The sequence below is a fragment of the Phaeobacter sp. HS011 genome, assembly GCF_018101215.1.
Lineage (GTDB): Bacteria > Pseudomonadota > Alphaproteobacteria > Rhodobacterales > Rhodobacteraceae > Phaeobacter > Phaeobacter inhibens.
In genome coordinates, this window is the sequence record NZ_JAGEUF010000003.1 from 349,552 (window position 1) to 363,442 (window position 13,891).

Consider the following 13,891-nt stretch of genomic DNA (forward strand, 5'->3'; position numbering starts at 1 on the left):
CCCGCAATCGCTCTGGTCACCGCCAGCGGACGCATTATGGTCAGGGGCCTGAGATATACGACACGGACGCCGCGCCCCTTGGGCCAACCGTCCTGATATGAGGAAGACACCGATGCCGCTGAAATATCTGCACACGATGGTCCGCGTCAAAGACCTGGAAAAATCCATGGCGTTCTATGCGCTTTTGGGCCTGAAAGAGACCAAACGCTATGACAGCGAAAAGGGCCGTTTCTCGTTGATCTTCATGGCTGCCGAAGGCCAGGAAGACACCCCGATTGAGCTGACCTACAACTGGGATGGCGATGACGCGCTGCCCAGCGACAGCCGCCATTTTGGCCATCTGGCCTATGGTGTTGATGACATCTACGCCACCTGCCAGCATCTGATGGACAATGGCGTCACCATCAATCGCCCACCGCGCGACGGTCACATGGCCTTTGTCCGCTCTCCCGACAATATCTCGATTGAGCTGCTGCAAAACGGCGACGCGCTGGACCCGGCAGAACCCTGGGCCAGCATGGAAAACACCGGCAGCTGGTAAACCTGGCAGCTGGTAAACCTGACCGCTGAAAACCAACACCACAGGGCGGATCGCTCTTTCCGCCTGCCCTGTGGTATCTATCGCCACGCTGCCCGCTCTGACGGGCCACAGGCGCGCAGCTGAACAGGTCGAAAACCCGCGCCGATGCTGGTGATCCGAACCTGCCCGGCATCGCGATCTCACACTGCCAAAACTGCGCCGCTTTGGCCGGACATCAATCGACATCTCAGGCAGCTCGGCAAGCGCACATCACGCCACGCCAAAACGCACCGGCCGGTTGCCCCGGTGGTGTTTCAGCTACGCTGTGATCACTCGAAACATATGCCAAGCCGGATGGGCCTTCTGATCCCCGGATCCGATCACACATCCGGCATTCTGCACGGTGGGCATCGGGATGGCTTGGTCAGATCAGCTGCCACGCAGCAAATCAGAAGGGTCGGCATTTCCCCAAAAACGGCGTTCTGCCGATACTGAGAAACCTGTCTATGACCATTTCCGCACGCCCGTTTCAGGCGCTGCAATGTCAGGCTTAGTAAATATAGCGAATCTGGTCAGACCAGTAACGCTCGACCCGCTTCAGCGCGGTTGTGATATCCGCGATGCCGTCACCGCTGATCACACCTTTGCCTTCCAGACCTTCGGCATGGCGCGAGAACAGGGCCGCAACGATATCGCGAATCTCACGACCGCGCTCCGTCAGGCGCACCCGGACCGAACGGCGATCAATCTCGCAACGCTGGTGGTGCATATAGCCCATCTCGACCAGTTTCTTCAGGTTGTAGCTGACGTTGCTGCCCTGATAATAGCCCCGTGATTTCAGTTCGCCTGCCGTGACTTCGTTATTGCCGATATTGAACAGCAGCAGCGCCTGGACCGCATTGATCTCCAGCACGCCCACGCGCTCAAACTCGTCCTTGATCACGTCCAGCAGCAGACGGTGAAGACGCTCAACCATTGCGAGCGCCTCAAGATAGCCAGTCATGAACCCCTTGGTGTCCTGCTGGCCGATTGGCATTTCCATACTCATCCGCATCTCCGACTCGATGGTGTCTGCGAGCCACAATGCGGAAAATTCCCGAAAAATCCGTTAAGCTGAAATTTTATTCTTTTTGATGGGTTTGCGATATGTCGCCAACCAGCGCAGCGAACTGCGCCGGGGCGGCCACCTGGCCGGTCACCCACTGGTAAAGATCCTGATCGTTTTCCTGCAACAGCCGATCATAGAGATCCAGCTCAGCCGGGCCCATCACAGCTAGGTTCCGGTCGGCATAGGCCGACAGGAGAATATCCATCTCCTTGATCCCCCGGCGCATGGAACGCATCTGCAGCCGTTTCAGACGATGGACGGGCAGCTCACTCATTGGGCGCTGCCTTCCATCACCAGACGCAGACGTTTCTCCAGCCGCGCTGCCCGGTCGGCATTCCCGCGCAGCTCTTCGCGCAGCTGGCGCAGTTCAGTCATGACCGCTGCCAGATCCTGCGGCACCTGCTCACCGGCCGGGGCTTCCATGCCCTCGCCCTCACCGGTCAACAGCCAGCGCATCGATACATTCAGCAGCCCTGCCATCATCGACAGCTTATTGGCACGCGGCTCCGACAGGTCCTGCTCCCAGCCAGCCAGCGTCGTCTTTTTGATGCCCAGCCGGCGCGCCAGCTGTGCCTGTGTCATGCCCGCAGCATCCCGCGCAGCCGCGACGCGGTCACCAAAGGTTGCGGCCTCCGGACCATACCAATTCATGTCGTCGTTGCTCATTTGCCCGCTCCTGTTGGCCTATCGGTTTGCCTGCCCTTTGATCGCGCTTGATCGACAGTTAGCGGCACCCTATGACAGTTCTACATGACATTCAAACAGAGGTCTTTCCATGCAATTCCTGTCCGATAGCCTCGCCCGCGTCAAACCGTCCCCCTCCATCGCGATCACCACGCTGGCCGGGGAATTGCGCGCTGCGGGCCGCGATGTGATCGGGTTGAGCGCCGGGGAGCCGGATTTCGACACCCCCGACAATATCAAGGAAGCGGCGATCCGCGCCATTCAGGCAGGCAAGACCAAATACACCGCCCCCGACGGCATCGCCGAGCTGAAACAGGCCGTGTGCGATAAATTCGCCCGCGACAACGGGTTGGAATATACGCCCGCGCAGGTTTCGGTCGGCACCGGCGGCAAGCAGATCCTTTACAATGCGCTGATGGCAACACTGAACCCCGGTGACGAGGTGGTGATCCCCGCCCCCTACTGGGTGTCCTACCCTGATATGGTACGGCTCGCGGGCGGCACCCCGGTCTGTGTGGAATCCTCGCTGGACACCGGGTTCAAGATCACGGCCGACCAGCTGGAGGCCGCGATCACCCCCAACACCAAATGGTTCATCTTCAACTCTCCCTCCAACCCCACCGGGGCCGGATATCATCCGAATGAGCTGAAGGCGCTGACCGATGTGCTGCTGCGCCATCCCCATGTTTGGGTGATGACAGATGATATGTATGAGCATCTGGTGTTTGACGATTTCACCTTCTGCACCCCGGCGCAGATCGAACCCAAGCTTTATGACCGCACGCTCACCTGCAATGGGGTTTCCAAAGCCTATGCGATGACTGGCTGGCGGATCGGCTATGCGGCCGGACCAAAGCCGCTGATCGATGCCATGCGCAAAATCCAGTCACAGTCTACATCCAACCCCTGCACCATCAGCCAATGGGCCGCGGTTGAGGCACTCAACGGCACTCAGGATTATATTCTGCCCAATACCGCCGTGTTCCGTCGCCGCCGCGATCTGGTGATCTCGATGCTCAGCCAGATCGAAGGTGTCGCCTGCCCGGTGCCGGATGGGGCCTTCTATGTCTACCCGTCGATTGCCGGGCTGATAGGGCGGACATCGGCTGGGGGCGTTGCGATCACCGATGACGAGGCCTTTGCCAAGGCGCTGCTGGAAGAGGCCGATGTCGCTGTCGTGCATGGGGCCGCCTATGGGCTGTCGCCAAACTTCCGCATCAGCTACGCCGCTGCCGATGAAACCCTGACCGAGGCCTGCCGCCGCATTCAGGTCTTCTGCGCCGCGCTGCGCTGACCGGAGGCTCCTGCATGTCCACTGCCCTGCCGGACTATTACTTTCGCGTGCGCGACAACGGCGCCTTTGTGTTCCGCATCGACAGTGAAAACCGGCAGCGGCGGCTGGAGATGGACCAGATCGCAGTGGTGAAGCTGCGCAATGGCGAGATCCGACCGCATGGCGACCGCAGCCTCAGCCCCGAGGATCTGAGCGCCATCCGCGACTGGATGGCGCAACGCAGCCGCACTCTGGCGGCGCGCAATATGGATGACATCCACCGCGCCATCGACCACCTGAACCTCACGGCCCATTGGGCCCAGAGCAAGGCCAGTGACGAACAGCTGGACGAAATCACCGATCAGATGCTGCTGGCGATGCATGACCTGCGCTCGGTTCTGGTCCGCAAGAAGGCCGACCGGCTGCTGAAAGCCGCCAAGGACAGCGACGCCTCCTGATCTGATCCAGCCGATCCAAGATCATGTGCTGCATCCTGCATCTTTGACAAAGCGATCCCGACCGCAGCCCTCCGGCAAAGCCTTGATTTGCAACCATAGGTCGATTAACACAATCATCACACACTCAACTTAAGAAACAGAGGCGGCAATGCGGATTGTGACGTGATCACCTCGCCCCCTGGTTTGGTCTCGCGCCTGTCCACAACTGCCGCCACCGTCACCAGTGAACTCAGTCAAAACAGGATTCATGATGCCGTCATATCGTTTGATCGCTACCGCCGTTGCCGCCCTGACCCTCACGCATGGCGCAGCAATAGCCGCCGACACGCCGAACCCCGTGAAAGACGGCGAGATTGACAGGCAACGCGCCGCGCTGGCCATGTCCACCTTTGGCGCAGGCTTTGGCCCGCAGTCGCCCCGCGATATCGATGCCGCCGAAGGGCAGAACCTCCGCTTTTTCTCAGTTGCGCCACCTGCATCGCAAATGAATCTCTGCAATATCCACTTTCACGAGAATGCCGAACATCGCGGCGGTGAATTCACCACCTACGCCGGCAATGGAGATGGCAAGGGCTATGGCAGCGGCTATCAATACGACGGCACGCTGACAGCCGCCGAACTGGCCCCGCTGGACAGCCCCATCGGGACGGAGGGCGGCCACGGCGATCTGCAGCCGGGCGACACGATTGAGGTGCATTACGTCCACACCACCGCGCAGGTAACCCCCGGCCCCACGCTTGGCGCCTGCCTGAGTGACGCGATCAAGAACCCGCAGCTGCGGGTCGAGGCGCAGGTCTATGTCCTGGTCAATGATCCCGGCGCTGCCGATTTCGAGGAACTGACCCGCCTGACGGTCCGTAACAACCTCTATCAGGCGCAGAACATCCCCAGCAACACCGGCACCCCGGTGCGCTATGCCGGCTCCACCACCGGGCCGGGTTACAACACCAAAGGGTCGCCGTTTCAGGTCACCTGGAGCGTCCGGCCCAAGGTGATCCGGGTCAATATCCACAGCGTCGGCACCTGGCTGGAGCACAACCATTTCGACGAGACCCACGCCCACGGCGTCCGCAATCTGGTGACCAACCCGGATCTGCTGTCACCGATCAGCAACTGATCCCATCTTCCGCTGCCGCCCAAAGCGGGAGCGGAAAACTGCCCGGCAAAGGGAACGCAGAAGAAACAGCCGGCAACAGAATATGACGCCGGGAAATGACTGCATCGCTCAGAGCACAGTGTTCGCTCTGAGCCCGTTGCGGTCACTGGCTGCTAGGTGCGCTCTCGCGCCTGCAGTACGTCGCAATCGGTTCCTACCTGCCATTCTGTTTTGGTAACGCAACGGCAGGAAGGAACCGATATTTTGGTTTCAATGACTACACGTAGTCAGGTGCATCCAACGTTTTACCGCTCATAGCGCCTTCGATAGCAGCGACATAAGCTTTGGCAGTATCCGCAGCTGACAGGCCAGAGCTTGAGTCCACACCCATCATTTCCATGGTCTCTTTGACAAAGACAGGACTGACAGTGTTGACGCGCAAGCCACGGTCCAATTCCAGTGCGGCGGCCTTGGCAAAGGATTCCAGCGCGCCGTTGGCGATGCTGATCACCACAGAACCCGGCATCGGATCGCGGGACAGAATGCCAGCAGTGAGCGTGAAGGAACCGCCTTCAGTGATGTGGTTCCGGCCGACACGGACAAGGTTGATCTGGCCCATCAGCTTGTTGCCAAGCGCAAGGTCGTAAGCCGCGTCGTCCAGCTCGTTGAAGGGCGCAAAACCGGCAAGCCCGGCGGTGCTGATCACGGCGTCAACGGTGCCGATGGCCTGGAACATCGCTTCGATGGAGGCTTTGGAACCGAGATCGACCTTCACATCACCGTCGCTGTATCCGGCGCTGATGATTTCATGGTTGGCCGAGAGGGCATTTGCGACTGCGCCGCCGATGAGACCGGTTGCGCCTACGATAAGGATTTTCATGGATTTTCTCCGATATTGAAAGGCTTCGCGTTGCCGCGTTCTAATCGCAACGCGAAGCCGTGAGCGGGGTTATGGTTTGACGCTGTAGTCCAGTTCGAGAGGGGCTGGACCTTCAGCCGGACCGACGAGCTGTTCGATCTGCAGGCGGAAACGCTCGACCTGATCGCGTTTCAGCATGAACCGGTGGAAGTCTGCAGGAGAGGTGTTGTAGTGCAGGTGCGATTTGTAGCCATCGGGTGATTCAACATCCATGCGCACCGGGAACTGCAGCCACTTGCCTTGGAATTCCTCAGACAGCATCCAGTTCAGGTAGAGTTTGGCCGCCGCCTTGTGTTTTGCATCGGTCGGGATAGCTGCGGTCTGAAACCAGGTCAGGAAGTAGTCTTCTTCGGGCAATACGAGCCGTGTATCGCTGCCTTCAAATGGCACAAATGCCCAGGAGGTCGTGAAGCTCGCGCCGTACCAGCCATTGTCAATCGCGACATAGGGCATCGACGTGCCGCGCACCCAGGTCGGTTCAGTGGCAACAAGCTGTTCTAGATACTCCCAGCCGTATTGCTCTTTCAGGTTCCAGAACTGGTACAGAACGGCGTCATCGGTGTGCGGGTAGGTCAGAATGACTTTGCCCTTCAGCGCCGGGTCCAGATAATCCAAGGCATCGCGCGGAGCGTCATCTTCATTGATCAGGCCCGAATTGAACACATTGGTGAAGGCCACGCCGAACAGGCCAACCCAGTTCCCGTGCGGGTCCTTGTAGTCCGGGTAAACCTTCTCCCAGTTCCTGGGTTTGTATCTTTCCAGCAACCCGCGCTCGGCATAATAGTCGTAGTCATGCAGCGTTTGCAGCTGGATGACGTCCGGTACGTCAGACTTGTCTGCATCCTTGCGGGCGTTGTCGTAACGCGATGCATGATAGAAGCTCAGGTCAACGCTGTGTGTGACATTGATTTCTGGAAAGCGCTCTTTGAACATATCCAGGTAGTAGTCGGCCTGATCGTCCTTATCACCGCCCGCGCGGATGACCAGCTCGCCGCCTTCCGCAACGGCTTCGGCATAAAGCTCTTCGAGCGATTTGGTTTCGATTTCGGTTGCGAGTGCCGAACTGGCAAAGAGAATTCCTGCAACAGCACCAATAAATGCGTGTTTCATTGGATTATCCTTTCTGTATGGGTTGGGGGATTACGCTGCGATTTTCTGAGCGGTCACAGCTTCGTAGGAGCGGCTGAGGATCGTTTTAATGGTGTCCAGCTCAGCCTCATCACGGGGTGAAAACACCATCACCAGCCCGACTGGACGGCGACCTGCCAGGACCAGAGTGTGGTGCTCACCCCAGCCTTTTTCGACAACTTCCAGGGCATCATGGTGGGGCAGTTGCACATGCATGCTGCCATTGTCCGGATGCGGGTGGATGTGAGCGAACTCGCGGCCGATCATGAAGGCGTCGTGATTGCAGGCGGCTCCGTCGTGCATGACCATGGCGCGGGCTCCGGGAACGGAAACAAGGCTATCGCGATTTTCGACACACGGCAGGGAAAAGGCCCACTCGCGCATCTGGTCAACGATGTGATCAGGCCCGTGCTGAGTGATTTGGGAATGCGGCAGCCCGTGGGTCGTATCGGGTTTCGGACCAACGCGCTTCGGGAGGTTCAGTGTTTTGCTCATGGCGTTTCTCCAATTCGGTGTGGTCAGAAGATAGATTGCGCGGGCGCGCACAGGAATTGGCGATCTAAGCAAATCAGCCTTGCACATAAGCACAGACAGAAATCTCGGCGCGCCCACACGGGCCGGGTTTTTCAATGCTGACCAGAGCTGCGCCAGAAAACGGGCCACCCTCTGCCAATGCGAAAAACTTGCTGAGCGAAGTTCAAGCGTTAATACTTGCAAGGGAATTAGGCATCATCGTGAAAGTATCTTGCATGAACGCACAAAACTTTGAATGGAGTGATATCCCCTTTGTGTTGGCCGTCTGCGAAACCGGAAGCCTGTCCGGCGCGGCCCGCAGGTTAGGAGTGAACCACTCCACCGTTTTCCGGCGCATCGAAAACGTGGAAAGCAAGCTGGGCGTCACCCTGTTCGAGCGTCAATCGCACGGCTATGTCATGACTGCGGCGGGGGAGTATTTTCTTCAGCATGGGCTGAAGCTTCGGGAGCGCATGACCCTTATTCAGCGCGAGCTGAGCGGTCAGGATTTGCGCCTGGAGGGCATTCTTACCGTTACGACGACAGACTCTTTGCTGCACACGTTTTCGCCAGTGTTCCGGTGTTTTCAGCAAAGATACCCTGATGTTGAACTGCGCCTGCTCTCCGGAACCCGGCCACTAGACCTGATGCAGCGTGACGCGGATATTGCGTTGCGGCCAACAATGAACCCTCCCGAACATTGGATAGGGCGCAACCTGCTGCCGGTTTCCTATGCGGTCTATGCGCATACGGATTACGTGGAGGCTATGCGGGACCTGCCGCCGGAGCAGCACCGCTGGCTGCAGCTGGACGATAGCTTGCGGCAATCACCAATGAACCGGATTACAGCGGCCCACAAGGCGGAGCATGCGCCAGTAACACTGACCAGTGCGGTTATGGGAATGTTCGATCTTGCCCGGGCAGGGCTCGGTATAGCCGTATTGCCCTGCTACCTTGGCCAAAGCTGCCCGGAACTGCAGCGGCTGCACGCGCCCGACCCAAAAAACAACACAAGTCTCTGGATGCTGGCACATCCCGATATTAGACGAAGCGCCAGAGTTCATGCATTCTTCGAATTCGCGACCGCAAAAATTCGTGATGAGTTCAAGGGTTTCTTCTAAGTGCACGATCTGCAGAGCCTACAATCGTCTGCTTTACAACACCAGGCGAATTGGGCTCGATCATGCCGTAAACTAAGACGAGCTTTGGCGGTGTAGGCACCAATAGCAGACAATGGGCGCAGCCTTGTTCGCGACTGCGACGACCGGCGGCCTCGTCCCGCCCTTTCCATCTGCCGGGTGTCTTCGCAAAGATCCGCTTTTTGCCAGAAGAGGTTTTGGGCACCATGTCCGCTTCGGGCTGCCTGGCATCGTGTGGGAGAAGCGTCTTGGTGAAGTTTCGCCGCAACCCTGCCGCCGCATCGCCGCAAGTCGGCCGTGAGCCCAAGGCGGTCGTCGACTTTTCTCGCTGCGTGCGCTCGCAGCACATAATTTGCTGCAGTTGCTCGGTCTAGGATGCCGCAAGGCGGCGGGCATTGCTGCCATCCGTTCACAGCGCAGCGAGGTTTTTCAGGGCAACTCACAGGTCGCGGGACTTTTCCGACATTCGCTTTTGGGCCTTCGCTGACGCAGCATCGGTTGGCATGTGCTGCACATATGGTGTTGCGACGCAGAGCGTTTCACCAGAGCTGTCATTGACAGACACCAATTTCTCCCGATCCGAAACCTAGCTTTCGCTGCTGCCTAGTCCGACCCTCCAGATGCGGACTTTCCGAACCTTCGCTGTAACTGCGCCAATGGCTGCTCTTGGAATTTCAGCCCAACACCACTTCGACGCCACAATGTTCGATTTCCTCGAGCTGGGTGTGCGCCGATTCTGAGCGCTCGGCGATAAGCAGGTCAACAGAATCCAATTCGCTAATCTTATGAGCGGCGCAGAACCCTATCTTATCATTCGTTGCAACGGCGATGACAACGCTGCTAGCCGCAATCATCGCCGCTTTGGTTAGCGCCTCATCGTAGTACGGCGTTGTGAGGCCGATTTCTGCATCAAGTCCATGAACTCCTGTGAAACAGACATCCGCCCTAACTCGTTGCACAGCGTCTAGCACAGCCGAGCCGACCGTCATCTGGCTGCGTGGATCGAAAACGCCACCGAGCAGTATGACTTCGACATTACGGCTTTCGCTCAAAGCTGTTGCAATCTGAGGGCTGCTGGTAATCGCCGAAAACGCTAGTGTCTTTGAAATCTGGGTGGCAACAGCAAGATTGGTAGTTCCGCCGTCAAAAAGAACAACTTGCCCTTCGCGAATTCTCGCCGCAGCCAACTTAGCTAGCCGCGCTTTTGTGCCCGAAGAGACTTTGTAGCGCGACTTAAATGGCTGTGATGCCGACGTAGCAGGAAGAGCAGCGCCATGAACACGTTGAATCATTCCCTCTGCAGAAAGCTCTCGGAAATCGCGACGCGCGGAGTCCTCCGAAATGTCGAAATGGGAAGACAACTGCGCGGTGGTAAGTCGACCTGTTTCTTGCAAGGCCTTCAGGATGAAGCTCCGCCGTTCGTCTGGACTCGCAGTTGCTTGCATTGACATCCCCTTCTCGCAATTGCACTTTTGTGCACGAATCGGAATATACACGCAAGCAGTCTCTTGGTGAACAAAAGTGGAAAACGCATGGAAAACATGGTTGTGTTTAGGGGTGACGTTGTTCTCCCTTGAGGCTCCCCCAAAGAAGTGGTCCGCCCCTATGATTAGGAAACGGAGGACCATAGATGGCGACCAAGAGGCCCAAGCCTGAAGAGATTGTCGTGAAGTTACGGCAGGTTGAAGTCTTGATGGGGCAAGGCATGCCCCGCATAGATGCGATCCGTCAGATCGGCGTTACGGAACAGACCTACTATCGCTGGAAAAAGAAGTACGGCGGAATGGGCACGGAACAGCTTAAAGAACTAAAGCGGCTGCAGAAGGAAAACGAGCGGCTTCGCCGGGCGGTTTCGGACCTGACACTGGACAAATTGATCCTGTCCGAGGCCGCAAAGGGAAACTTCTGAGCCCCTCCCGCCGCCGGGCCTGCATTGATCATGTGCGCAGCCAGATGACGGTTTCCGAGCGTCGCGTTTGCCGCGTTCTGGGCCAGCACCGGTCCACACAGCGGCGACTGCCTCAGGGGCGTGCTGACGAGGAACGCCTGGTCGCCGACATGATCGAGCTGACACGTCAATACGGCCGATACGGCTACCGCCGGGTTGCAGCCCTTCTGCGGGACGCTGGCTGGCAGGTGAATGACAAACGTGTCGAACGTCTATGGCGGCGGGAGGGGCTGAAGGTTCCAATGAAGCAGCCCAGGAGGGGACGGCTCTGGCTCAACGACGGATCCTGTGTCCGGCTGCGTCCCGCATATCGCAACCATGTCTGGTCGTACGACTTTGTGCATCACCGAACGGATGATGGCAGGGCTTTCAGAACATTGAACATTCTGGACGAGTATAGCCGGGAATGCCTTGCGATCCGAGTGAAGCGGAAGCTGAATGCAAACGAGGTCATCGATGCACTGACGGATCTGTTTATCCTACGTGGCGTGCCAGCATACATTCGGTCGGACAATGGCCCTGAGTTCATTGCTGAGGCCGTCAGAGGCTGGATCAAAGCCGTCGGGGCCAAGACCGCATACATTGAGCCTGGATCACCCTGGGAGAACGGATACTGCGAGAGCTTCAATGGGCGGATGCGGGATGAATTGCTGAACGGTGAAATCTTCTATTCGCTACGCGAGGCCCAGATCATTATCGAAAGCTGGAGAAAACACTACAACACTAAACGGCCCCACAGTGCTCTGGGCTACCGCCCACCTGCGCCAGAGGCCATCGTCCTGATGGACCAAAGGCCAACCATGCACTAACTTTCAATTTGGACCACCCAAGTGGGGCTACTCAGTAAAAACGGTCGCATAATCTATGTTGGCGCGGAAAATATGTTCCCGTCCGTCGATGTCATCAAGGGAAAATTCGTCTCTCCTGGATACGTAGATATTCACGTACATGGCGGAGCAAATGCTGATTACATGGACGGCAACAGAAATGCCGTGCTCGAGAGTAACAGATGTCATGCGCGTCACGGGACAACGACCGTGTTTCCAACGACTACCACCGGCACCAGCGAAGAACTGGATGCAATGATCTCTGCCTGTGAGGATGCTCAAAACGCTTGGCAAACAAGCGACGGTGCAAGAATAGCGGGAGTCCATTTCTATGGCCCCTATTTTGCCGAAGACAAAGTAGGGGTTCATTCTGTCGACGGCCGGCGCGATCCCGTTCAGGAAGAATATGAATATTTCCTCAGAAAGAACATCGTTCGTATTGCAACCTGTGCTGCGGAGCTGCCCGGAGCGTTGGATTTCTACCGATTTGCTCAAAGAGCTGGTTGCTTTATCACATGCGGACACTCGAACGCGCACTGGGGCGAACTTGAGCTGGGGTTCGCTGAGGGAATACGCCATGTGGATCATTTCTGGTGCGCCATGAGTTCAGTGTCTTCTTTGCGAGGACGCTTTGGAACACCGATGCGTGCAGGAATGGAACAGTTTGTCCTTCACAACGAGGAAATGAGCACCGAAATTATTGCGGATGGCTTTCATCTCTCAGTAGAGTTGCTGCAATTCGCATATGACATGATTGGCCACCACAGGCTCTGCCTAGTGACGGATGCCAATCGCGCGCTCGATTGCCCGCCGGGAGAGTACCGTTTTGGACCGATTGAGACTGGAACCATAGTAATAAGCGACGGTGAAACCGTACGCGACCCAAAGGGCGGTCTCGCCAGTTCGATGCATGGTATGGATCATATGGTCAAAACGATGGCCAGCGCCACCAACGCACCTCTTCATTCAGTGATCAAGATGGCTAGCCTTACCCCGGCTCAACTTGTGGGCACTGCTTCAAACTATGGAAGTCTCGAGGTGGGAAAAGTTGCGGATGTAATACTACTTTCAGAAACTCTAGAGGTCGAAGATGTGTTTTTGGGGGGAGAGAAGTTTAGCGTCCGACGGGGCAGTTGCGGATAGGCGCAAAAACCTGCGTTAAGAATCTTAGGGACTCCAAAGTCGGATCTCGTTTTCCACTGTCGGCAAGGGTAAAAAATGGCATTGCTGACCTTCGCCGCACGGCGAATAAACTCACACAAGGCGTAATAAAGAGAACTTTTGCTGCAACGGTCCCAAACAAAGCCCGTTTGTGTGCATATCAAGTGGGCTTAGCGATTGTCGACTTTTGAAACTGCAACTTGTAAGCTCCATCCGTGATGAGAGGATATGCCAATGACTTTTGAAACTTACATGACTTTCGTGCTGGCAAGTTCCGCCCTTATGGTTGTCCCGGGTCCGGCAATGCTTTTCATGATCGGACTCGCGCTAAATGATGGCCTTTATAGAGCATTTCTAGCTTTGCCCGGCTTAGCGCTCGGATTGGTGGCATCGATCTCAGTATCACTTCTTGGTGCAGGTGCTATCCTTCTGGCCTCAGCACAACTCTTCACTGCATTGAAACTGACAGGAGCAGCATACCTGATCTATTTGGGCATACGTCTTTGGGTGTCAAATCCCGGTGGAACAACGGAAGCCAAGGAACGCCGTTCTGGGAAGAAAAGCCTGTTCTGGCCAGCTTTTTTGGTGGCTGTGCTTAATCCCAAGGCGCTGATCTTTTACATTGCGTTCCTACCTCAGTTTGTCGATGCGAAAACGGCAGCATTGCCCCAGTTTCTGGTATTGGGTGCTACGTTTTGCTTCATCGCAATACTTGCAGCAGTCATAAGTGCTTTTGCTGGAAGCGGTCTTCGGAAAGGGGCCAAAGACACACCGATTCTAGGTGTCCTGAACAAGTGCGGGGCTGGAGCAATGGTCGCATCTGGCATTATTACGGCTTCATCTGCGCGGAATTAAATCAGCTATCCAACCTTCTGTTCGTCGCGCCGTAGCTATCCAATCAATTCTAAGGCCAACATTCATCACGAGCGCAGCATTTGTGACTTTGTCCAACGATTGTCGCCGCTGCAGCTTACGCTGACAGCAGCCACAAACCCGGTGTCCAGCGTTCCAGTGTCATGGATAATCCCAACCCAAACTGGATGATGTGGATGACTCGCGCTCCAAACGACAATGCCGACAAATAAGGACCGCAAATATCAACAGAAAACGCTTGGAA

At 56.8% G+C, this 13,891-nt stretch carries 15 protein-coding genes; 8 read left to right on the forward strand and 7 right to left on the reverse strand.

Going from position 1 to position 13,891, the window contains the following annotated elements:
- Positions 1-112 precede the first annotated feature (112 nt).
- Positions 113-541, forward strand: a complete 429-nt coding sequence (locus J4721_RS07670) for a VOC family protein (protein ID WP_014875114.1) — start codon at positions 113-115, stop codon at positions 539-541.
- 529 nt (positions 542-1,070) lie between these two features.
- Here J4721_RS07670 and J4721_RS07675 read toward each other — a convergent pair.
- The 3 genes from J4721_RS07675 to J4721_RS07685 form a co-directional block, all read right to left on the reverse strand.
- On the reverse strand, positions 1,071-1,568 hold the full coding sequence (locus J4721_RS07675) for a MarR family winged helix-turn-helix transcriptional regulator (RefSeq protein ID WP_014875115.1): 498 nt from the start codon (positions 1,566-1,568) through the stop codon (positions 1,071-1,073).
- Between the two features lie 73 nt (positions 1,569-1,641).
- Entirely contained in the window at positions 1,642-1,902 is a 261-nt protein-coding gene (locus J4721_RS07680; RefSeq protein ID WP_211002359.1) for a succinate dehydrogenase assembly factor 2, read from the reverse strand.
- Positions 1,899-2,294, reverse strand: a complete 396-nt coding sequence (locus J4721_RS07685; protein WP_014875117.1) for a helix-turn-helix domain-containing protein — start codon at positions 2,292-2,294, stop codon at positions 1,899-1,901. Before J4721_RS07685 ends, J4721_RS07680 begins: the two co-directional genes overlap by 4 nt.
- 109 nt (positions 2,295-2,403) lie before the next feature.
- Between J4721_RS07685 and J4721_RS07690 the strand changes: the two genes are divergently transcribed.
- From J4721_RS07690 to J4721_RS07700, 3 genes are all read left to right on the forward strand, one after another.
- Positions 2,404-3,606: a pyridoxal phosphate-dependent aminotransferase gene (locus J4721_RS07690; RefSeq protein WP_102874012.1), complete on the forward strand. Its 1,203-nt coding sequence runs from the start codon at positions 2,404-2,406 to the stop codon at positions 3,604-3,606.
- 14 nt (positions 3,607-3,620) lie between these two features.
- Positions 3,621-4,043 carry a hypothetical protein gene (locus tag J4721_RS07695; protein WP_102883700.1) on the forward strand — a complete coding sequence of 141 codons (423 nt, stop codon included), beginning with the start codon at positions 3,621-3,623 and terminating at the stop codon, positions 4,041-4,043.
- Between the two features lie 250 nt (positions 4,044-4,293).
- Positions 4,294-5,160, forward strand: a complete 867-nt coding sequence (locus J4721_RS07700; RefSeq protein ID WP_211002358.1) for a delta-class carbonic anhydrase — start codon at positions 4,294-4,296, stop codon at positions 5,158-5,160.
- Between the two features lie 256 nt (positions 5,161-5,416).
- Here J4721_RS07700 and J4721_RS07705 read toward each other — a convergent pair whose 3' ends face one another.
- The 3 genes from J4721_RS07705 to J4721_RS07715 all read right to left on the reverse strand — a co-directional run bounded on the left by J4721_RS07705 (position 5,417) and on the right by J4721_RS07715 (position 7,681).
- Positions 5,417-6,019 (reverse strand): short chain dehydrogenase, encoded by a 603-nt coding sequence (locus tag J4721_RS07705; protein ID WP_211002357.1) that lies wholly within the window; start codon positions 6,017-6,019, stop codon positions 5,417-5,419.
- Positions 6,020-6,088: 69 nt separating this feature from the next.
- On the reverse strand, positions 6,089-7,168 hold the full coding sequence (locus tag J4721_RS07710) for an ABC transporter substrate-binding protein (RefSeq protein WP_211002356.1): 1,080 nt from the start codon (positions 7,166-7,168) through the stop codon (positions 6,089-6,091).
- A gap of 30 nt (positions 7,169-7,198) precedes the next feature.
- Positions 7,199-7,681 (reverse strand): luciferase family protein, encoded by a 483-nt coding sequence (locus tag J4721_RS07715; RefSeq protein ID WP_102850059.1) that lies wholly within the window; start codon positions 7,679-7,681, stop codon positions 7,199-7,201.
- A 134-nt stretch (positions 7,682-7,815) separates the two neighbouring features.
- Between J4721_RS07715 and J4721_RS07720 the strand changes: the two genes are divergently transcribed.
- Positions 7,816-8,820 carry a LysR family transcriptional regulator gene (locus tag J4721_RS07720; protein WP_211002355.1) on the forward strand — a complete coding sequence of 335 codons (1,005 nt, stop codon included), beginning with the start codon at positions 7,816-7,818 and terminating at the stop codon, positions 8,818-8,820.
- Positions 8,821-9,512: 692 nt separating this feature from the next.
- On the opposite strand, the gene J4721_RS07725 is transcribed toward J4721_RS07720, so the two are convergent.
- Positions 9,513-10,283, reverse strand: a complete 771-nt coding sequence (locus tag J4721_RS07725) for a DeoR/GlpR family DNA-binding transcription regulator (RefSeq protein ID WP_158525062.1) — start codon at positions 10,281-10,283, stop codon at positions 9,513-9,515.
- Between the two features lie 185 nt (positions 10,284-10,468).
- Here J4721_RS07725 and J4721_RS07730 point away from each other — a divergent pair.
- The 3 genes from J4721_RS07730 (at position 10,469) to J4721_RS07740 (ending at position 13,629) form a co-directional block, all read left to right on the forward strand.
- Positions 10,469-11,595 (forward strand): IS3 family transposase gene (locus J4721_RS07730; RefSeq protein WP_156875473.1). Its coding sequence is split into 2 segments (ribosomal slippage): positions 10,469-10,733 and positions 10,733-11,595, totalling 1,128 coding nucleotides; the frame shifts between segments, so codons are not numbered across the junction.
- Positions 11,596-11,616: 21 nt separating this feature from the next.
- Positions 11,617-12,756 carry an amidohydrolase family protein gene (locus J4721_RS07735; protein ID WP_211002354.1) on the forward strand — a complete coding sequence of 380 codons (1,140 nt, stop codon included), beginning with the start codon at positions 11,617-11,619 and terminating at the stop codon, positions 12,754-12,756.
- 252 nt (positions 12,757-13,008) lie between these two features.
- Positions 13,009-13,629, forward strand: coding sequence for a LysE family translocator (locus J4721_RS07740; RefSeq protein WP_211002353.1), 621 nt, complete (start codon positions 13,009-13,011; stop codon positions 13,627-13,629).
- The last annotated feature ends 262 nt before the right edge of the window (positions 13,630-13,891 follow it).